This is a genomic window from Limosilactobacillus avistercoris (assembly GCF_014836425.1).
Taxonomy (GTDB): Bacteria; Bacillota; Bacilli; order Lactobacillales; family Lactobacillaceae; genus Limosilactobacillus; species Limosilactobacillus agrestimuris.
Genome location: NZ_JACSQW010000014.1, coordinates 15,140 through 35,453, shown reverse-complemented (window position 1 = coordinate 35,453; position 20,314 = coordinate 15,140). Strand labels below are relative to the sequence as shown.

Here is a 20,314-nt window from a genome sequence, read left to right as displayed (position 1 = left end):
AAAGGTCGGGAAAGTTCTGCCTTTCCCGACCCCTTTATCTTACTTGTCGCTAACCATCTTGCCGGCAACACTGTAACGATCCTTACGCATTTCGTTCAATACGATGTGGATCCGTTCGGCTGGAACGTTGGCATCCTTAGAAATAGCAGCAGTAACGTCCTTTACCAAGGCCTTCAATTGTTCATCGGTCCGACCTTCAAGTAAGTCAATATGTACTAATGGCATCTGTGTGCCCTCCTTGTTCAATTTTCTTTAATCTTACCATATCACCAGGTGTCCGGCAATCATTCTTCTTAACCCCGACGACCAAGCCGTTGACGAACTTCGTTAACGATCTCATATGGCCCGGTATAAAGAATGTGATCACCGTATTCGATGACGGTATCACCATTTGGTGAGATTGGTCGGTGCTTCCGGTAAATCCGACTGATCGTGATCTGATCAATCAATGGCAACTCATGCAATTCTGCTCCAACGTAGCGCCGGTTGCGGATTGTGACTTCGAAAAGTCCAGAATGGGCACTCATCAGCATTTCAAAGACTGATGGCGACTCGATCAGGGAACGCAAGACACTGTTTTGAACCATGTAACTATTGAAGATTTCCACGCCAAGACGGTGAAGTTCTTCAATGTGATCCACTGCCGTCTTTGGATTCTGGACACTTGCGATTACCCGCTTGACCCCGTGCTGTTTAGCCAGGTTCGCCAACCGGTAATTCTTCTCGTCTTTCCGGAAACCGAGGACCATGACGTCGGTATCAAAGTACTTGCGCTCTTCCAAGACCTCTTCAGTAATCTCGGGGAAGTACTTCAAGTCATCAACCTCACTATTGAAGGTCTTATAGTTATCCTCCTGGTCCGTCAGCATTCGCACATTGTACCAGTTATGAGAAAGCTGCTGGGCAACCGGGACAGTCAGAATATTACTACCGATAATGACAACCCGTTCCTTAACGAGGTCTTCCTTAGCCAACTTGTAGCTAGAATTGAAGACGATTGGGGCAACGATACAAACGATCACCGCGGCCAGGACAAAGGCAGCCGATTGACTACTGGTAATCGCATGGAGGTTTTGAGCAACTTGCAACGAAGGCAAAACCAACGTAATAGTCGTTACCGTTAAGAAACCACCAGCGAAGGAATTACGCCCGTTAAAGCGCCGCCGGTAAACCAAGACCGTTGGCAACTTGGCGATGATAAAGCAGAGAACTAAAACTGGGATCAAGGCTAAGGCCGTCTTATTAGCGAATAATGATTTCAGATCAAGGCGGACCCCAGTCATGATGAAGAAGACCGGGATAAAGAAGCCGTAACCGATCGAAGTTAGTTTCTCCTGAGTAGCTTCACTTGGTTCGAGGAGCTTCATGACCATCCCCGCAAGAAAAGCCCCCAGGATATTTTCCGCACCGACAGTTTCGGCAACGGTAACCAGGGTAAAGATCAGGAAGAAGGCTAGCCGGATATCAAGCTGGGTCGTGGCCTTGGAGACCTTATTGAACCAGATGTATGGTTGCTGGAACCGTCGTAAGAGGATAATTGCCGCCAAGAAAAGGAGGACAATCAACCACAGACGGCCAGCATTATGACCGTAGATCGAGGCGTAAAAGGTCAGTGCAATCATCGGGACTACTTCACCCAAGACCGCCGTCAAGAGGATCGTTTGCCCCATTGGCCGACCCAAGATTTCCTTTTCCTTCAGGGTTGCAATGACCACTCCTAAGGCCACCGTTGAAAAAAGAATCGTCCCTAAGAGGATGTCCGAAAAGAAGCCCATGAAGTGGAGAATAACCCCCAGTAGGAATGCGGTGATGATGACACAAGTAAAGCTCAGCGCGGCCATTGAGACTGGCGAATTAGCTGTCCGCTTCTGTCCGGGTGTCTTTTTGAAGAGATCAAAGTTAATCTCCATCCCGGAAAGGAACATTAACAGGATCACCCCAAGGCTAGACAGGAGGTGCAAGTAACCCGTTTCCTGAACGACATTAAACGCACTTTTTCCTAAAAGGATCCCGATGACGATTTCCGCAACCGCGGTCGGGATGCTTGAGACCTTAAAACGGGCCATCACAATTGGAATTATTAGTGCGGCCAACATCACAATCAATAGTGATAGTTGTTCCATGTTCTACCTTCTCTCTCGAAAATAATTACCTCATTATATGATCTTTTTATGGTGAACACCAATAAATATTCAAGCTGGGAATTAACCTTTTAGGGAGCCTGGTTGGCTAACCTAGAACGATGAATGATGATGAAATCATCAGAGTCGTTCGTAGCCAAATAGGCTTGCTCCGCTGCGTTAGACTCAAAGGCTCTGGTTACGACGCGAAGCTAGCCTATGGATTCCCGCGATTAGACTCTGTAATTTTAAAAAGCGTTAGTTATATATTGATACTTAAAAATAAAATGCTTTTTCCAATCTTTGCTAAGTAGTGCGGTGTATAATTGAGGTAACGATAGTAAGGATAGTGTCACCGTTTCTTAAAATGGTGAGATAAATTAATTTTAAAAGGGGTTTTAGATATGCCAAACAAATTATCCGCATGTACGAGTATTTTGATTGGGAAAAAAGCCAGCATTGACGGCTCAATCATGATTGGGCGAAACGAAGATGCCAAGGCTGCCTGGCCAAAGCACATGGTAATCCACCCACATGGTGCGGTTCCACGAAAGTTTACTTCAAAAGAAACTAAGCTTGAAATCGACTTACCAGACGATAGTGCCCGTTATTCCGCTACTCCAGAATGGACGGACAAGTATGGGCTGTTCGAAGAAGACGGGATTAACGAATACGGTGTTGCAATGAGTGCGACCGAAAGTGCCTACTCCAATAGCCTAGTCCTTGGTGCGGACCCACTGGTAAAGAACGGGGTGAACGAGGAAGCAATGGTCACCGTTGTATTGCCATTTGTAAAAACTGCCCGTGAAGGGGTTCTCCGCCTGGGTAGCCTGATTGCCAAGTACGGAACTGGCGAAACAAATGGTGTCCTATTCGCCGATGATGATGAAGCCTGGTACTTTGAAACCGGTGCGGGGCACTACTGGGTTGCCCAACGGATCCCGGATGATTGCTACGCGGTAGTTGCTAACCAATTGGCAATCCAAGAAATCGACTTCAACGATCCGGACAACTTCATGTTCCAACCTGGGATCCAAGAGTTTGTCGAAAAGAACCACTTGAACCCCGACCCAAGCACATTTAATTTCCGTAAGATCTTTGGAACCGCGGATCGTTCCGACGCAATCTACAGTGAACCACGAGTCTGGATTGGTCACCAGATGTTCAGTCCAAGCCAAGCTAGCGACGAAACTCCAGAATCAACCGAATTGCCATTCTTGATGAAGCCGGATCGTTTACTTTCAGTTATTGATGCCCAAAACTACTTGAGCAACCACTATGAAGGAACCAAATTTGATCCACTCACTGATGGTCCGAACGCTCATAAGTACCGGCCAATCAGCCTGGCAAAGACACAGGAATCACACGTTCTCCAAACTGGACGAAAGGGTCCAAGCATCCACTGGCTCGCCATGGGAGTTGCTAACGAAAGTACCTATGTCCCATTCTTTAATGGGATCACGAAGCTTCCTGCCCCATATGGCCGCGGAAAATTACCAGCTCAATTAAATTCAGCTTACTGGATCTTCAAGCATGCTAGTGTCCTGGTTGATAGTCACCTCCACGACTTCCTTCCCCTTCTCCGGGATGTTCAAAAAGAACGGAACAGCGCTGCTCAAAAGCTTATTCGGGTGACGGACGAGACAGTTCCTACATTGCATGGTGATGCATTGACCGATTACTTGAATGACCAAAGCGACAAGTTTGCTACCGATACTTTGACGGCTTACAAGAACTTAGCTCTAGAATTGATTACTAAGATGACCGATTATTGTGAATTGAACTTTAAGACGGATGAGAATCTGTAATGGGATAAAGATAAAGTGCTGATAGGCTTATTATCGGCGCTTTTTTTGGTTTAAAATAGGTTGTAATATTACACATAAGGATGCGATTAGCATGGCGATTACAACCACTGAAGCTAACTTTAAAAAACACCTTAACAATTACCTTGACCAAGTCAGCGAAGACAAGCAAACAATTCTTATTACCCGTACAAAGCAAAAAGCAGTTGCGATCTTTTCTAAAGGTGAATTAGATACTCTCCTTGATGCGACACATGGTAAAGAGAACTCGTTAGACTTTGCAATTGCCCGGGATAAGTTAATTGGCATGAATGTCCTTCCCGATGATCCAATTGTTAAATCAACTGATGATTATTGGGATAATTTTAAATAAATAAAAACCAGTCAACAACGTAAAAATTGCTGACTGGTTTTTATTTTGGTTGAGATAGGCATTGTTGTGACCGCGATCTCCGACTAGCAATCCTAGGCAACCTAGCCGAAACGTGTTCGCCAGGAGAAATTGCTAACTTTCCGCAGGCTCTATGCTGGCTCACACCCTACTTATCCAACACAATATCTCCCGGCTTTACTTCGCTGCCGAAGTAAGGCTTTAATTGGCTGTTGTAGTCTTGGGTGAAGAAGCCCTTCTTGGTTAACTTGGTGATTTCCTTGTTGGACCAATCGAGGAGGGACTTGTTACCTTTCTTAACGGCTGGGGAAATGTATTGCTTAGGACCGATGCTCTTGATACCAACAGTATACTTCGGGTTCTTCTTTACCCAAGCATAGAGGTAAGAGTTATCATCGGCCAAGGCAGCAGCACGGTTATTCTTCAAGGCATTGAATTGTTGGGTCTTGGAGTCAAACTTTAAGAGTTGAACGCCGGGTTGCTTACTGGTGAAGTAGTTTTCAGCAGTAGTTCCCTTGGTAACGATGACTTTTTTACCCTTCAATTGGCTAACCTTGGTGATGGCCTTCTTCTTAGGAGAAACGACACCAACAGAAACCTTCATGTAAGGCTTAGCGAAATCAACGACCTTCTTCCGTTCTGGGGTAACGGTGAAGTTAGCCAAAACGATATCGGCCTTGTTGGAGTTCAAAGTATCCACCCGGTTATTGGCGTTAACTTGGATGAACTTTGGCTTTACTCCAAGATCCTTGGCCATTTGACGGGCTAACTCGACATCATAACCAACCCGCTTACCGTCTTTGTTTACCCAACCATATGGAGGTAAGTCACCAAAGACAGCGACCCGGAGCGTTCCCCGCTTCTTAATGGCGGAAACAGAACTTGAGTTACTTGCGGCACTGGCGGTAGTTGGCTTAACGTAGCTTGATCCGGCAAGTAAAGCGACTGCGCCGGCTACGGTAAGGGCACCGGCAATAATTTTCTTCCAATTAATCTTCTTCATCTTAACTCTTCCTTCCTAAAATTCCATACTTGATAAGAATTCTGCTGCTCTGGCGGTTTGTGGGTGTTCAAAGAATTGCTTTCCTGGGGTTTCTTCCAGGATCCGGCCATTCTCTAAGAACAGGACCCGGTCCGCAATCTGGGCAGCAAAGTTCATTTCGTGGGTCACAATGATCATCGTCATGTGATCACGATCAGATAACTCCTTAATAATTTCGAGAACTCCACGGACCATTTCGGGATCTAGTGATGCGGTCACTTCGTCAAAGAGCATCAATTCAGGATGCATCGCCAATGCCCGAACGATGGCGATCCGTTGCTTTTGTCCACCGGATAATTGCCGGGGGTACGAATTAGCTTGGTCTGCTAGATCGACCCGGTCCAAGAGCTCCATCGCTTCCTTTTTAACATCCGCGCGGTTCCGTCCTTGAACCTTAGTTGGTGCCAGGAGAATGTTGTCCAACACAGTCAAGTTCGGGAAAAGATCGTAACTCTGGAAAACCATCCCGATTTCTTGACGCAACTTCTGCCATTCCTTCGGGGTCGGATCAATTTTCTTTCCTTTAAAGTAAATACTTCCTTTCCGGAATGGTTCAAGACCATTGAGCGTCCTGATCAAGGTACTCTTCCCCGAACCAGACGGTCCAAGAAGGGTCACAACTTCACCCTTCTTGAGATCAAAGTTAATGTCGTGGAGGACTTGCCAATCACCATAAAACTTATTTAAATGTTCAACTTTTAGAATTTCTTCCGTCATAATTCCACCTGCCTATTTTCGTTCTGCCTTTGCGGTTAAGTGCTTTGACCATAGTGATAATGGGTAATCAACAATAAAGTAGAGGATAAAGATTAACCCGTACACCCAGAAGATTCCGGTTGGGTGTGTCTGGTTATTCGCCTCAATAATCTGTTGGCCGACATTAATTACATCCATAACGCTAATCATCAGCAACAGCGAAGTCGTCTTGATCACCCGGGTAGCCAAATTAATGGTTGCCGGCAATTCAAGCTGGATTGCTTGGGAAAGCAAGACATAACGGAAAAGTTGCCATTGGTTCAAGCCCAACGCTAAGCCAGATTCTCGCTGGTGTTGGGGAACCGATTCAAGCGCTCCCCGAACGATGTCACTAAATTCAGCAGCAACCCACAGGGAAAACGCTAAGACTGCCATCCAGGTTGCCGGGAGGTTAATATCAAATTGCCGTGGCAAGATGTAGTAAACCAGGAACAAGAGGACTACCGTCGGGACAATCCGGAAAAATTCAAGGTATAACAAGAGGATGAAGCGGATAATCCGACTCCGCATGGTCCGCAGAAGGCCAAAGATTGTCCCAATCAAAAGACCAATCACTAGGGAAACAACCGCGATCCAAACCGACGTCCACAGGCCGCCCATTAGTCGGGTAAAGTTCGTCCCTTCAAAGAGAACACTAATCCCCGAATGCGCCATAACGGACCCTCCTTTCAAGCCAATCAAGTAGTAAGATTACTGGAATCATGATAATTGCGTAGGCGATTACCAACATCAACAGGTATTCGTTGGACCGGTAGTACATCCCGATCAAGTCCAAGGCGGTGTTGGTTAGTTCCGGGATGGCGATTACAGAAAAGATTGATGTTTCCTTAATTAGGAAAATAATGTTCGCTGCCAATGCCGGAACACTCAACGATAAGCCTTGGGGCAAGACGACATACCAGGCAAGTTGGTACTGGTTCATCCCCAGTGCCTCTCCCGCGTCAATCTGGGTTTGGCTCACCCCGTTGAAACCACCGGTAAATCCCTCAGCCATGTATGCACCACCGAGGAAAATCAAACCGATAATCCCACAGGTCTCAGCTGTCATCTTAATCCCCATTACCGGAAATGCATAGTACAGGAAAAATAGCTGAATTAGTAAGGGGGTATTTCGTGCAACCTCAACGTAAATCCCGAACATCCGGCGTAATACCGGGATCCGAAAGTACTGAATCAAACTCGTAATGATACCAACAATAATCGATCCAACAATCCCAACCAGTGAAAGCCACAGGGTTAATTTAAATCCCTGGACGAAATTGGGTAGGCTTTGCTGGATTATCGTCCAATCCATCGATAGATCATCCTCTCTCCTTTTTTACCGCGAAGTTAAAATAAAAAAGGCTTGCAATTCCAAATCCAGAATTGTAAGCCTAGTTTATGAGCAGTCAAAATAAACACTTATCTCAACCATTTACTAGAGTACAAATTACTGAATTTTTCCACACCAAAAGTCTTGTTACAAACACTGCAACAAGCAAGACAAACTTCTTTTGGCATGGCAAAACTCTGCATAATCTGAACTCCCTTCGTGATTAATTACCTAAATTCTACATGATAATTACTAAAAGTCAATAGGATATACTAACTTATTGTAAGTTTTCAAAAGAGATTAACTATCTAGTACTCCTTATAACTAGAGAATGCTTACTAATGAGGTCAAAAGAACAACGATTAGAATAATTCCCATGATAATTTTAGCGGGACTAAACTTTTCAGGCTTTTTTTGCATATGCCTTCCGGTGTTCCTTTTCAACATGGTTTAACCGATCAAGGGCATGCTTTTCTATCATTGACTCATTATTATTATCTTGCTTTGCCATCCGTTATCGCCCCAATCACTTCTTTATACTGTTCAACAGTTGAATCATTAGCATATTCACGTTGAGTATCAATTAGTTTCTTCATTAGCGCTGGTTTGAGCAATGCTGTTAAGACTGTTTGGGTCATCTGCTGAGCTTGATTAGACTCAAAGACGTTTTGTGGAGCAACAAATTGCGGCTCATGAAGAGTATCCTTAAAGCCAAGAATTAACATATTTTGTTCAAATGCCGCCCGAACACTATCAAGAATTTCACTACCATGATTAATATCAAGGTAAATATCACAGTCTTTTAATAACTGTAAGGCTCGCTTACGACTAACATTTGGATAAACTTCAACATTTGGTCGTTCACCAAATGCCAATAATTTCCCAGACATTTCTGTTACTGCAGCAATCCGGAATTCAATATTTGGCATTGCATTTACCAATTGATCCAAATGTTCAATTTCATCAGAATTAGTCATAATTAAAATCCGCGGTTGAAGTTTATTTCCTCGTGGATGAGGATAAATCATCCCCAAGTAATGAAAATCAGCTACATTACCAGTTCCTTCAGGGAATAATTCTCGCCGACGAACCCAATCACGGTACTTCTGGAAAACAATGTGCTTTGTTCGCGTATTTTTGTTAAGAAGGTATTGCATATTACCAGGAATCGTTGCACCAGTATCCTCATTCCAAAATAGGGTATCTGTTCCACCAGCCGGTAATTCATCCATCACCCATAGCGGATGACTCAGCGAGTTATAGAAGACGTGATCCAAGTTATATTTACGGAATTGGAGGTAGAAGGTTACAAACTTAGCCAATGACGTAAAGTGCCGATGGAGTCCCTTCACATCCAAGAAGAGATCTTCAGCCGCAAAATTCCACTCAATTACGGTCTGACCATGATTATTAAAGTATTTTCGGTAAGTTGCTTTTCCATCTTGATAATAGGTCTTAGCAAAAAGGTGGCCATGGTTATTGTAGTGATCAACCCATGATGTCGTCCCAACATCATTAAACCACTGGACTTCTTTAACAAAGCGGGAATTATCCGTTGCACTGTAAATAATTCGCGCTTTCATTTTGTCTAAATCATAAATCTGACCACTTTCGCCAGTACTCAAGATCCGCCAATAGTACGGAATCTTAAGTTGATCAAAGTAGAGTGGATCATGGTCATCATTTAAATTACAGAAGTACTTAAATGGTGAGTCAACATCATCAGGCAAAAAGCCATTATCAATCATTGCTACTGATGGAATCTTAATTTTGGCCATTTTTTGGGAAAAAAGGAAATCACGGGAACTACCGTCATATTTTTCAAATAGGTTAATCATTCTTCAATTCCTCCAATAGCTTTCCCCAGCGTTTAGCAACATTATCGGTTAAATATGGCTCAGCCAATTCATATGAACGCTGGACGAACTTTTCTTGATCGGCTTTGGTAAAGAGTTTGACGACCGCTCCGGCCAAAAGGTCAACCTTTTTATCGTCACTCCAATCCTGAGCATACGGCAATAGGTAACCATTTTTACCATCATCAATGAAGGTCTGGTTACCATATGGAACATCGAAACCAATCATTGGTAAGCCAGAACCAACTGCTTCAAGCAAACTTAAGCCAAATCCTTCACTAGTCGAACCAGCAATATAAGCGGCATACTTTTGGTAAACGGTAGTTAGATCATGTTGTCCCATGAGGCGAATATACGAGTTAGCCTTATACTGGTTAATTAATTGACTCAACCGGCCCATTTCACCACCCTGGCCATAAATATCAAGTGTTACATCCGGCACTTCCTGGTGGGCTTTTGCTACTGCTTTAATTAGCCAGTCAATATGCTTTTCGGTAGCTAATCGGGAAGCAGTAATTAGAGAATGAGGTTTCCGTTTAGTTGTCGGCTTCGTTAATTGTTTAAGATTACCGACCGGAATCGTTGTAACATTTGGTTGTACGTTTTGATATTGTTTAAATTGCTTTTTTAATAAGTCACGTTGCTTATCAGTAGCAACGATAAAACTAGCAACATCTTTAGTATGAGTGAATTGGTACTCATAGAAGTTGTTCCATAAAACAGTCTTCTTGTTAGTATAGTGCTCATCATAGTGATCAGCATGGACCACGATTACCAACTTGGCGGGATCATGGTGTTCAAAAATTAATTGACCATTAATCAAGATATTTCCATCATCTTCCCGATCAAGAATAATGGTATCGTCCTTGGTTAACTTCAGTCGTTTCAACATTTCTAAATAAAGGTCATTCTTTGAATAGTAGATTTTATCAGGAAATTCAAAAACCTCATGTTGTCCCCGAACATGTTGGGTATAGGCAACACTACCATCTTCGTTGTAAAAGTCACGGTGGGTAACCTGATTATTTTCCTTAACCCCATTGTAATATTCGGTCGCATATTTCGTGTAAGAGTAGAAATCACGCTTAACCATCACTTCATTAGCAACGTAAGACACTTGATCAATCGTTTTCTTTTTCTGATCATGAAAACGCACATTAATTGATAATCCTTCATCAGCTAAAGTATAGAAATAGTTCTTTCCGCCATTAATTTCTTCACGTTTAGCATTCCGTTCATTAAGGTTAATATCCTTTTCAAATTGACCCAACGGGTAATCTGACGGTGCAATCTTCACGTCAGTAAAGAAATTGTAAAACCAGATAATCTCATCATCGGAATAGCCAAGATTCTTTGTTAGATCCTCGATATTATTGGCCAAGATCAGATCTGAAAAGATAAATTTAGCTGGTACTTTTAATTTTCGCAAGGATTGCGCACGGTAAGCCTGGGCGTATTCTATACCACTGCTTCCCCAACCAATCCCGAGGTTGACATTATATACAGTCATCTAATCTTCCTCCCGTGTAACTAGTTGAAACTAACCACTAGTTGGTTCTTCTTGTTTAGTTTGATCCGACTAAGCAGCAAGTTATCAACCACTTTTTTTCGTGCTTCACGAAGCATATTTTTGTAAGAGTTAAAAGCCTTTACTTGATATACATAACCGGGATCACGACCAGAAAGTGACCATGGTTCAACAATAATTCGTAAATCATTAAGGCAATTAACCTGATCAGTCCAACAATTATCCAACGCGGTTAACAGGGCTGAACGGTAAAACTGGTTTAACTGCTCCGTATTAATTAAGGTCTTGTACTTTTCCTTCAAAATATCAGTACATAAACCTTCAAGATATTTCTTTAGCGCTTTCCGGTTATACATTAGGTTATCTGGGACCTTGACTTTCTTATACGTAAAGTGCTCATTAATTAAGTGTTGTAACTGACTAGCCGTCCATTCGGTCTGGGTGTTTAAGAAATCATCGTTTCCTTCACTTAACCAGTTACCAACCGTTCGCTCTAGCCGGGCATTATTCATCAACTTTGCCCGTTCCTTGTAGAACTGGGTCCGCTGAATCCGCAAAGCCACTTCATACTTATTCGTCTTCTTCCGTGAACGAACTTCACCATCCGCTACCCGGCTCTTTAACATTTCAAGACTAAACCGGATTCGTGAGCTCTTTAATTCTTTTGGCATTGCACCTTTACGCCGTTTTTCAACTAACTTCCGGTACATCTTCTTGAATCGTTTAGTACTTGCCTTTGCGATGTAGCTATCTTCCAGTGAAATATAGAACTGACTCGAGCCGGGATCATCCTGCCGACCCGCACGACCAGCAAGCTGTAATTTAACCCGTTCCGGAAGCATCTCAGTCCCAATAACGGCAAGACCACCTTTTTCCTTAACACCGGATCCTAATTTAATATCGGTTCCCCGTCCGGCCATATTAGTCGCTACCGTTACCGCTCCTGGCTGGCCAGCATCCTTAACGATTGCGGCTTCTCGAGCGATATTAAAGGCGTTTAGGACGTTATGCGGGATTCCCCGGTCCAGGAGTAATTTAGAAATAATTTCAGAATTTTCTACTGAACCAGCAACTAGTAAAATTGGGCGTCCTGCTTTATGGAGAGTGATGACATCATTAAGAGCCTGCTTTAATTTTTCTGAAGTTGTTAGGTAGATCTTAGCCGGATAATCTTTCCGAATAACTGGCTTGTGAGTAGGAATCTGAACAACTTCCATATTATAAACGTTGATAAATTCGTCTTCATCACCCTTAACGGTCCCACTCATTCCGGAGATTTTATCGAACAAACCAAAAAGGCTTGGGAACGTAATCGAGGCAGCCGTTTTTTGGTTATCAGTAACTTCAACGTGTTCCTTTTGCTCAACTGCTTGGTGAAGACCGGTGTTAACTTTAACCCCGTTCTTTAGCCGACCATCGGTTTCATCAAGGAGAACGACCTTCCCTTTCTCAACCAAGTAATCATGACCATTCTTCATGAAATAGTGGGCCCGCAATGCCAAGGCAATATGACGGTATACTTCACGACTTTCATCATCATACAAGTTCCGAATCCGAAAATATTGTTCAGCACGTTGAACACCGTTATACGTCAACCAGACCGCCTTGTCTCGACGGCGAACAGTAAAGTCACGTTTTGGCACAAGTATCCGCACAAAGTCATCACATAGCCGGTAAAGGTTAGACTGTAGCATCGGGGCACTTGCAACAACAAATGGTGACGTAGCCTGGTCTAAAAGCACATCGTCCACTTCATCAATAATTACGTAGTGGTAGGGACGCAAATATTGACCATCCTTATTTGCCGCCAAGTTATTAAATAGGTAATCGAAAGCAAGGTTACTTGCGGTTGTGTACAGAATATCTGAGTTGTACCATTTTCGCTTTTCTTCAGGACGAACTTTCCGGTCTGGATCATCCTTAGGAAAACCAGTACTTACAGTTAGGCCCATCCACTCATAAACGGGAGCTAATTGTTCCTCATCACGTTGTGCCAGGTAGGCATTTGGTGTCACCAAAATCGCACCCTGCTTGCTTAAAGCATTGAGATACAAGACTAAGGTAGCAGTTAAAGTCTTCCCTTCACCGGTTTTCATTTCAGCAAGGGAATCACATCATGGATGAAGATAATCCGCTTTAAGTGATCATAAATCAACGTTCGTTTAAGCAACGCGGTATCCCATTCAACTGAATTCCAGGATGGCGACTGAAAGACAATTACGTTCCCCATTTCAACTCCAGCCAACATTCCGTCAAATCGTGCAGTTAATGAATCATTGCTTTCATTTTTATCATGATATTGAAAAACACCGATTTCACGAAAGCCAAGTTCCTTAGTTGCAATGTCAGTTACCATATGCTGTGTTAACTTAGCTACCCCAATCATATGGTGAGTATTGGTAATATGTACTCTCGATTTGTCCATCCTTCTTTCTAGATTCAATTATAGCAGACTTACTATTTTTATAAAAAGAGCTCCCCCATCTCAAGTAAGAATGTAAGGAACTCTTTAATAATACATTATTTATTTTTTATCTAGTATAAAATGAAACGCTTTTTTATGCTTCTTCAACTGCTTTAACAAGTTGTTCCATTGTCTGACTACCAAAGATAACCGGACCATCATTAATTATCGTGGCAGGCACGCTCATGATGTTCTTAGCTTTTCGTAGTTCAGGGAAGTGCTGAAGGTCAATCATTGTGGCAGTAATGTTAGGATTTAATGCTGCCATCCGTTGACATGCAGCCACTACATCCGGACAGAAGTGACAAGTAAGTGAGACACCAATCTTAATATTAGCTGCAGGAAGCTTTTTGATCCGTTCAACCATTTCTGGCGAGATCGTCTGTCCGGGTCCTACAACATTATAAACACCGAGGACAAGCGAATTTAATTCGTGTCCCGTTGGAATACCAGCATAGTGGAGCCCAGTATCTTTTTCCGTATCGTCAAGCAACCTCAATTGAGGAAGGTACTTAACGTCCAGAGGAGCTGCTTTTGTTTCAACATTTATGTGTTCATCCAATGTAGCAAATTCGGTTACAAAGCCAACCAGTTGGTCACTTAAAGGTGTTTCGTTGGTCAGAACCTGTAAGGTGATCTTCTTTGTTAAACGAGCAAAGATTGGCTGCAATTGTTGCACAATATCGGCAGTTAACCAATCACCTGAATGGGGAGTGACTTCTTCCTGGTTATCAAGGGAAGAAGTTTGGCCAACCGTTTTTGCTGGTTTCTTAGCTTCAAGATGAATTGGGATCCCTAGCCGCTGCTTTTGTTCAGTTACATATTTTTCCGCAGCTGTTGCAGCTTCAGCGCCATCAGCAGTTGCTGTGACGATTTGCCGAAGTTCCTTTTCAATAATGTCACCAGCAGCAAAGACACCAGGAATATTCGTTTGTCGATGATTATCAGTAATGATATAACCCTGCTGGTTAAGTTTGATGATCCCTTTAAGGTTTTGCGTTGCTGGCCGGGTGCCAACATAAACGAAGACACCAAAAGTCTGATCACCATCATCAAGGTGGTAAACGGTCTTTTTACCAGTCTTATTATTAACCAAGGTAGCAGCGGTAAGGTAATCATCACCTTCAACGCTTTCGACTTCGGTATTATACTCAACACTTACCTTGGGATTATCCAATGCCCGAGAAGCAATCAATGGTGGACAGGTAAAGTGATCACCCCGAACCAATACGGTAACGTGTTTACCATAACGGCTTAAGTAATCAGCCTCTTCTGCTGCTGCATAACCCCCACCAACAACGAAGATTTGCAACCCAGTAAAGAGTTCGCCATCACAAGTCGAACAGTATGCTACTCCCCGACCACGGAATTTATCTTCACCAGGAAAACCAACTTTCTTGGGGTTAGCCCCACCAGAAATAATAATGCTTCGGGCCTGATATTGTTGCCCATTAGCATCAATCACAGTTTTAACATCATCATTTAAATGATCATACTTAGTAACTTCAGCGTGCTTAATCTCAACACCAAAGTCCGCAACTTGTTTTTGCATCTTGTTCATCAGTTCGGTACCGTCGACTTCTGCTACCCCGGGATAGTTATAAACAACGGATGTCGTCGTTACTTGCCCACCGACACTATTTCCTTCAAGGATTAATGTATCAAGGGTTGCCCGACCAGCATAAAGGCCAGCCGTTAATCCAGCTGGCCCGGCACCGACGATGATCAAGTCATAGATATGCTCGCTCATCGGTGTTTCCTCCTATTAAATTAAAGCTTACCAACAAGGTCAAGACTTGGCTTAATTGAATCTTGACCTGGCTTCCAGTTGGCAGGGCAAACACGATCACCATGTTCACGAACAAATTGGGCAGCTTGAAGTGTCCGTAAAATTTCATCGGCGCTCCGACCAATGCCCATGTTATTAATTGTGTAGGATTGGATCTTACCATCAGGGTCAACAATGAAGACACCACGGTAAGCTTGACCAGCATCTTCGTCTAAGACATCAAACATCCGGGCAAGCTTACCAGCTGGGTCGGCTAACATGTTGTACTTAATCTTACCGATCTTTTCTGATGCTTCAGCCCATGCCTTATGAACGAATTCTGTATCTTCAGAAACAGAATAAATATCAGCATTAGCTTTCTTGAAGTCTTCATACTTATCTTGGAGGGCTTCTAGTTCAGTTGGACAAACGAATGAAAAGTCAGCTGGGTAGAAGAAGAAAATGCTCCACTTACCTAAAACGTCGGCCTTAGTAACTTCCTTAGTCTTTCCATCTTGGTATGCATTAACCTTGAAATCATCAATTTCGTGACCGATAAAGTTCATCATAAAATCCTCTCCTTAATTTAGAATCATTCTTAATTACACTTTTTAGTATAGTCAATTTAAGATTAATATCAAGGCCAAATTAGAATTATTTTAAATTGATTTATTTAAAACAAAAACAGCCAACTTAGGATATCCCAACCTAAGTTAACTGTTATTAATCAATTAATTTACTTACTTAACTATTTTAGCTAATAGTATAGCACACGCTCGTGATTATGTTAACAATAGTTTTACTAAAAGTCTTAGTAGTATGAAATTAGTTCTAGGTAGCATAGTGGAAATGTTGGAGTGAATCAGAAATTGATTCATCAATTTCGTCTGTGAGCCCACTCAGCTACTGCGCTTCGCCCGAATTTCCTAGAGCTAGCAAACTCCTTCCTAGGCGCAAGCCGCCTTCGTCAGGAGAAATTATCAAGTCAACATAGTCAAAATGTGCTCGCCCTAAGCTTCCTCGAGCTAACGACCTCCACCTCCGACGACAAGTTCGTCGTTCGGTGGAGAAATCGTTAGCCACCGGAAGCTTTTAACGGGCTCGCACTCTACTATTTACCAACTAGCCTTTCTTACGCCAGGAATTTGACCTTTGTGGGCGAGTTCACGGAAGGTTAAACGAGACATACCGAACTTCCGCATGTAAGCATGAGGACGGCCATCGTAACGATCACGATTGTGTAGACGAACGGCACTGGAATTCCGTGGTAACTTGGACAAGCCAATGTAGTCACCCTTGGCCTTTAATTCCTTACGCTTGGCAGCGTACTTCTTTACTAATGCTTCTTGGTGCTTTAATTTAGCAATCTTTGACTTTTTTGCCATATATTCAAGATCTCCTTTTATATATACTTTTTGAAATAAATTGACGATAACAGAATGGCGAAACAGAAATAAACTAATTGGTAAAAGCCCGTTCTTAATTTTCCCAATTAGCTTATATCCTGTTTCTATGTGACTGCAACGAAATGTGCTTACCCCCACACATTATTAAGGTTCACACAACTATTAATTAACATTTGCGAACAATTCTTTACATTTTATTATACTAACTTTTTGTAAGACTTACAAGAGAAAAGTTTGACTATTTTTGACCAATTCGTTTGCAGTAGTCTAAATACTGTTGTGCATAGTCATATTTATGGTTAAGCCGGGTTAACTTTTCTGGATCATGAGTATATGCCCGACCCGTCTTCATCATCAAGTCATAAAGCTCGAGATACGGAACTGCAGACTGATCAGCAATCGCCTGCTCAGCTTTCCGGTCATACCCAACATGACGTAAGTTGACGGATGCCATCCCCATATCATCCACCTCAATCACCAGGTAATGGGCGCGCATATCACGGTGGAGCTTATCCCAACCATTAAATGGTTCACCAACTGCTCCCGGATTCATCACAATCCGCTCATCACTAGCATAGCGCATGATTTCATGGTGAACATGGGCATAAATTGCGACATCAATTGCTGGATCTTCAGGTGGAAAAAGTTGATCAAAATTCTGTGTTGACTGTGTTGGGAAGAGATCCTGACCCATATTTAACCATGGCAGGTTATGGGAAATTCCAAAGTTAAGTGGACCAACCTTTTTTGTGACATGCAATGGCCAATTAGCAATCTCTTCGACCATCCCCCGTGGCGCGTTTTGACCAACATACTGGGCTAACCGAGCAAAGTAAATGTGGGATGGAAATTTCACGTCCATCTTCCCCCGGACACCATTTACCACCAGATCATCCCAATTTCCCCGGACAATCACCGTTGGATTAATTATCTTAAATAACCGCCAGATTTCGCTTACACTTGGCCCTGGCATCAATAGGTCACCCACAAACCAGTACTGATCAACATGTTGTTGACGACTATCACGGTACATTGCCCGCATCGCACTTAGGTTTCCATGGACATCAGAAAAGACTGCAATCCTTGTCTTCATTAAGCCTGCTCCCTCTCCTAGAATCACATTTTACTTTTTATTGTACCAAAAGAATGTTTAACTGATGCAAAATTTGATTTGACAGTGCATGGTAAACTATTTTAGTAGTCTAAAATAAAGGAGTAATAGTGTGAATCAACAAGGTCAAATTAATCCACGGATCCGCCGAATTGTGACTGCTGTGTTACTTGGCACCTGTTTTATCAGTTTAGCAAGCCAAACCATGATGGTAACGGCACTGCCAGTTATTCAGGAGGATCTTCACGTCTCATTAAATGCGGTACAGTGGTTAACAACCGGGTATACCTTAATCATTGGGATTGTAACCCCACTTTCATCTAATATGTATGAAAAGTTTACCAACCGACACGTCTTTACTGGAATTATCGGAACATTTATTCTTGGGACATTGGTAGGCTGTTTCGCTAATAACTTTGCTACCCTCTTGTTAGCTCGTCTAATCCAGGCCTGTGCTGGGGGAATGCTCATGACATTCCAAATGACAACCATGATTTCAATCTACCCAATCGAAAAACGGGGCGCAATCCTCGGCTTGTCTAGTCTGGTCATTTCTGCAGCGCCAGCTCTGGGGCCAACAATTTCTGGGTTAATCCTGGAATTTCTCTCGTGGCGCTGGCTGTTCATTTTAGTCCTTCCATTAATGATCCTGGCATTTATTGTCGGGTACCTAAAGTTACCAAACTTTTCTACCCCACGACCAATCAAGATCGACTATCTTTCAGTTTTAATTTCTTTAATTGGTTCTGGACTAGCGCTAGGAAGCTTAACTGTTTTCCAAATTAACCTGTGGTACGGTTTAGCAATGTTAATCATTGGGCTCCTTATTATCGCTGTCTTTACTAAGCGACAACTTCACCTGAAGAACCCAATGTTAAAGGTTCAAATCTTTACTTACCCTTCTTTCCGGTGGATGACAATTGTCGGAATTTTTACCTTCATGGTTCTTCTGGGAACCGAACAACTGATGCCAATCTATACGGAAAAGATTCTCGGAATGGGAAGTTTTCTCTCGGGGTTAATCCTTCTTCCTGGAGCAATTGGTAACGCAATCACCGCTTACTTTGTTGGTCCCATTTATGACAAGTATGGTCCAAAATGGCTCGTTACAATCGGTGCTGTAATCATGCTTGTGGCTTCGATTCCATTAGTCTTAGTTAATAACCACTCTTCAGTCATTATTCTTACAGTGGCTTACATGCTGCGGATGATTGGGAATGCCTTTGTCTTCAGTCCGGCCCTATCGGAAGCATTCTCTGACTTGAGCAAGGAAGAAAATAGTCACGGAACAGCCCTCAATAACACTCTTCGCCAGATATCAGGAGCTGTTTCAGTTACCCTCTGCGTGGTAATTGCCAACACCCCTGCTTCATTAGTAAGCGGGATCCGCTATGGAATGTGGTCAACCGTGATTATGGTGATCCTAATGATTTTAAGCTTCTATCATTATTTAAATATTAAGAAAGCTAACAAGAAATAGCTTCTTGTATGGGAACTTGTTATACTCATAATTATTACAATTATAAAGGAGCAAATATTTATATGGATTCTGAGCTATCTCCCCAGTGGCGCAAAACTTTCTATTCGTTATGGATTGGCTGTTTTATAACCGGGATGGGATTCTCAATGACGATGCCGTTCGTTTCACTCTTTATTAACGAACTTGGCGATTTTTCCAAATTCCAATTAAACTTCTACTCCGGTCTAGCATTCGGTGCGACCTTCGTTAGCCAGGCAATTGTTTCTCCACTCTGGGGAAGCCTCGCTGACCAAAAGGGCCGAAAACTAATGTGTATGCGGGCTTCAGGAGTGATGGCCTGTACCATCTTTATTACGGGGCTTTCTCAATCAGCGTGGATGATCATCGGAATGCGGTTCCTTCAAGGTGCTTTTTCTGGCTATATTAACAACGCTGCAGCATTAATCGCTGGTGAAACACCCCACAGTAAATCTGGTTGGGCAATGTCCGCCATTTCAACCGCCGGAATTGCCGGAAACCTGGTTGGCCCATTGCTTGGTGGGGCTCTTTCCGGTTCATTTGGTTACCGGATCCCCTTCTTTATTACCGGGTTCTTAATGTTCTGCGTATTCCTTAGCACTACTTTTTTGGTTAAGGAACGGCATTTTGTTCCAATCAAGAAGGAAAAGATGCACCCTATTCGGGAAGTAATGGCTGATATTCCGAACCTAAAATTAATCTTTGTTACTTTCTTTACGACCCTGATCGTAATGGTATCATCAATGTCCATCAGTCCAATCATCAGTTTATATGTCCGTCAGTTGATGCATAACCACGGGAACATTGCCTTTGTTGCCGGGATTGTCGCCGCAACGCCAGGACTCGGAACATTGACTGCCGCTTCTAAAGTCGGTCATACAATGGATAAGATTGGGCCAGAAAGGGTTTTGCGAATCGGTTTAATCACTGCCTTTATCCTCTTTATCCCGATGACATTTACCCACTCACCTTGGTCATTGGCCTTTTGGCGGTTCCTCCTTGGCTTCGCAAACGCTGCCTTAATGCCCGCTGCGCAAACTGTTCTTACCCTTAACGTACCAACGGAAGCCTTTGGACGGGTCTTCAGTATTAACCAGTCCTTCCAAGCCGGGGGTGCGGTGTTTGGTTCGTTGCTAGGCTCTGTTATTTCCGGGTTATCCTCATACCCAATGGTCTTTGCGATTACCGGACTTACTTTACTCATAAACTTCATCTTGATTGTCCTTGTTCAACCAAAGAAGACCGCTACCAACTAGG

18 protein-coding genes are annotated in these 20,314 nt (G+C 43.0%); 4 read left to right on the top strand and 14 right to left on the bottom strand.

Annotated features, from left to right (window positions below; all coding sequences use genetic code 11):
• Positions 1-39: 39 nt before the first annotated feature.
• Together H9564_RS06100 and H9564_RS06095 are read right to left on the bottom strand one after the other, a co-directional pair.
• Positions 40-225 (bottom strand): 2-hydroxymuconate tautomerase, encoded by a 186-nt coding sequence (locus H9564_RS06100; protein WP_124031687.1) that lies wholly within the window; start codon positions 223-225, stop codon positions 40-42.
• Positions 226-293: 68 nt separating this feature from the next.
• Positions 294-2,123 carry a monovalent cation:proton antiporter family protein gene (locus H9564_RS06095; RefSeq protein WP_191684607.1) on the bottom strand — a complete coding sequence of 610 codons (1,830 nt, stop codon included), beginning with the start codon at positions 2,121-2,123 and terminating at the stop codon, positions 294-296.
• Positions 2,124-2,524: 401 nt separating this feature from the next.
• Between H9564_RS06095 and H9564_RS06090 the strand changes: the two genes are divergently transcribed.
• The gene (locus H9564_RS06090) at positions 2,525-3,928 is read left to right on the top strand and encodes a C69 family dipeptidase (protein ID WP_191684606.1); all 1,404 of its coding nucleotides are present in this window, start codon (positions 2,525-2,527) and stop codon (positions 3,926-3,928) included.
• A gap of 91 nt (positions 3,929-4,019) precedes the next feature.
• A complete protein-coding gene (locus H9564_RS06085; protein WP_191684605.1) occupies positions 4,020-4,298 on the top strand; it encodes a type II toxin-antitoxin system Phd/YefM family antitoxin in 279 nt (92 codons plus the stop codon).
• Positions 4,299-4,464: 166 nt separating this feature from the next.
• On the opposite strand, the gene H9564_RS06080 is transcribed toward H9564_RS06085, so the two are convergent.
• The 12 genes from H9564_RS06080 to H9564_RS06020 all read right to left on the bottom strand — a co-directional run bounded on the left by H9564_RS06080 (position 4,465) and on the right by H9564_RS06020 (position 17,541).
• Complete coding sequence (locus tag H9564_RS06080; RefSeq protein ID WP_191684604.1) at positions 4,465-5,319, bottom strand: transporter substrate-binding domain-containing protein; 855 nt, start codon at positions 5,317-5,319, stop codon at positions 4,465-4,467.
• Between the two features lie 15 nt (positions 5,320-5,334).
• On the bottom strand, positions 5,335-6,075 hold the full coding sequence (locus H9564_RS06075; RefSeq protein ID WP_191684603.1) for an amino acid ABC transporter ATP-binding protein: 741 nt from the start codon (positions 6,073-6,075) through the stop codon (positions 5,335-5,337).
• A gap of 12 nt (positions 6,076-6,087) precedes the next feature.
• Entirely contained in the window at positions 6,088-6,768 is a 681-nt protein-coding gene (locus H9564_RS06070; RefSeq protein WP_191684602.1) for an amino acid ABC transporter permease, read from the bottom strand.
• A complete protein-coding gene (locus H9564_RS06065; RefSeq protein WP_191684601.1) occupies positions 6,749-7,408 on the bottom strand; it encodes an amino acid ABC transporter permease in 660 nt (219 codons plus the stop codon). The genes H9564_RS06070 and H9564_RS06065 overlap by 20 nt, the downstream gene beginning before the upstream one ends.
• 512 nt (positions 7,409-7,920) lie before the next feature.
• Positions 7,921-9,264, bottom strand: coding sequence for an accessory Sec system glycosylation chaperone GtfB (gene gtfB, locus H9564_RS06055; protein WP_191684600.1), 1,344 nt, complete (start codon positions 9,262-9,264; stop codon positions 7,921-7,923).
• The gene (gtfA, locus tag H9564_RS06050) at positions 9,257-10,792 is read right to left on the bottom strand and encodes an accessory Sec system glycosyltransferase GtfA (RefSeq protein ID WP_191684599.1); all 1,536 of its coding nucleotides are present in this window, start codon (positions 10,790-10,792) and stop codon (positions 9,257-9,259) included. The genes gtfB and gtfA overlap by 8 nt, the downstream gene beginning before the upstream one ends.
• A 20-nt stretch (positions 10,793-10,812) precedes the next feature.
• A complete protein-coding gene (locus H9564_RS06045; protein WP_225209575.1) occupies positions 10,813-12,906 on the bottom strand; it encodes a preprotein translocase subunit SecA in 2,094 nt (697 codons plus the stop codon).
• Positions 12,903-13,235, bottom strand: a complete 333-nt coding sequence (locus tag H9564_RS06040; RefSeq protein WP_191684598.1) for a hypothetical protein — start codon at positions 13,233-13,235, stop codon at positions 12,903-12,905. The genes H9564_RS06045 and H9564_RS06040 overlap by 4 nt, the downstream gene beginning before the upstream one ends.
• A 133-nt stretch (positions 13,236-13,368) precedes the next feature.
• Positions 13,369-15,024 (bottom strand): FAD-dependent oxidoreductase, encoded by a 1,656-nt coding sequence (locus H9564_RS06035; protein ID WP_191684597.1) that lies wholly within the window; start codon positions 15,022-15,024, stop codon positions 13,369-13,371.
• Between the two features lie 20 nt (positions 15,025-15,044).
• Positions 15,045-15,608 (bottom strand): alkyl hydroperoxide reductase subunit C, encoded by a 564-nt coding sequence (ahpC, locus tag H9564_RS06030; RefSeq protein ID WP_191684623.1) that lies wholly within the window; start codon positions 15,606-15,608, stop codon positions 15,045-15,047.
• 549 nt (positions 15,609-16,157) lie between these two features.
• Entirely contained in the window at positions 16,158-16,427 is a 270-nt protein-coding gene (rpsN, locus tag H9564_RS06025; RefSeq protein ID WP_191684596.1) for a 30S ribosomal protein S14, read from the bottom strand.
• Between the two features lie 259 nt (positions 16,428-16,686).
• Positions 16,687-17,541 carry a metallophosphoesterase family protein gene (locus H9564_RS06020; RefSeq protein ID WP_191684595.1) on the bottom strand — a complete coding sequence of 285 codons (855 nt, stop codon included), beginning with the start codon at positions 17,539-17,541 and terminating at the stop codon, positions 16,687-16,689.
• Positions 17,542-17,671: 130 nt separating this feature from the next.
• Here H9564_RS06020 and H9564_RS06015 point away from each other — a divergent pair, with 130 nt between their 5' ends.
• Positions 17,672-19,039, top strand: coding sequence for an MFS transporter (locus H9564_RS06015; protein WP_191684594.1), 1,368 nt, complete (start codon positions 17,672-17,674; stop codon positions 19,037-19,039).
• Positions 19,040-19,101: 62 nt separating this feature from the next.
• The gene (locus H9564_RS06010) at positions 19,102-20,313 is read left to right on the top strand and encodes an MFS transporter (protein ID WP_191684593.1); all 1,212 of its coding nucleotides are present in this window, start codon (positions 19,102-19,104) and stop codon (positions 20,311-20,313) included.
• Position 20,314 lies beyond the last annotated feature (1 nt).

Coding starts and splice junctions, on each gene's coding strand:
- H9564_RS06095 (WP_191684607.1), bottom strand. CDS start 2,123: ATGGAACAACTATCACTATTGATTGTGATGTTGGCCGCACTAATAATT.
- H9564_RS06035 (WP_191684597.1), bottom strand. CDS start 15,024: ATGAGCGAGCATATCTATGACTTGATCATCGTCGGTGCCGGGCCAGCT.
- rpsN (WP_191684596.1), bottom strand. CDS start 16,427: ATGGCAAAAAAGTCAAAGATTGCTAAATTAAAGCACCAAGAAGCATTA.
- H9564_RS06010 (WP_191684593.1), top strand. CDS start 19,102: ATGGATTCTGAGCTATCTCCCCAGTGGCGCAAAACTTTCTATTCGTTA.
- H9564_RS06020 (WP_191684595.1), bottom strand. CDS start 17,541: ATGAAGACAAGGATTGCAGTCTTTTCTGATGTCCATGGAAACCTAAGT.
- ahpC (WP_191684623.1), bottom strand. CDS start 15,608: ATGAACTTTATCGGTCACGAAATTGATGATTTCAAGGTTAATGCATAC.
- H9564_RS06090 (WP_191684606.1), top strand. CDS start 2,525: ATGCCAAACAAATTATCCGCATGTACGAGTATTTTGATTGGGAAAAAA.
- H9564_RS06080 (WP_191684604.1), bottom strand. CDS start 5,319: ATGAAGAAGATTAATTGGAAGAAAATTATTGCCGGTGCCCTTACCGTA.
- H9564_RS06070 (WP_191684602.1), bottom strand. CDS start 6,768: ATGGCGCATTCGGGGATTAGTGTTCTCTTTGAAGGGACGAACTTTACC.
- H9564_RS06075 (WP_191684603.1), bottom strand. CDS start 6,075: ATGACGGAAGAAATTCTAAAAGTTGAACATTTAAATAAGTTTTATGGT.
- H9564_RS06045 (WP_225209575.1), bottom strand. CDS start 12,906: ATGAAAACCGGTGAAGGGAAGACTTTAACTGCTACCTTAGTCTTGTAT.
- H9564_RS06040 (WP_191684598.1), bottom strand. CDS start 13,235: ATGGACAAATCGAGAGTACATATTACCAATACTCACCATATGATTGGG.
- gtfB (WP_191684600.1), bottom strand. CDS start 9,264: ATGATTAACCTATTTGAAAAATATGACGGTAGTTCCCGTGATTTCCTT.
- H9564_RS06100 (WP_124031687.1), bottom strand. CDS start 225: ATGCCATTAGTACATATTGACTTACTTGAAGGTCGGACCGATGAACAA.
- H9564_RS06065 (WP_191684601.1), bottom strand. CDS start 7,408: ATGGATTGGACGATAATCCAGCAAAGCCTACCCAATTTCGTCCAGGGA.
- gtfA (WP_191684599.1), bottom strand. CDS start 10,792: ATGACTGTATATAATGTCAACCTCGGGATTGGTTGGGGAAGCAGTGGT.
- H9564_RS06085 (WP_191684605.1), top strand. CDS start 4,020: ATGGCGATTACAACCACTGAAGCTAACTTTAAAAAACACCTTAACAAT.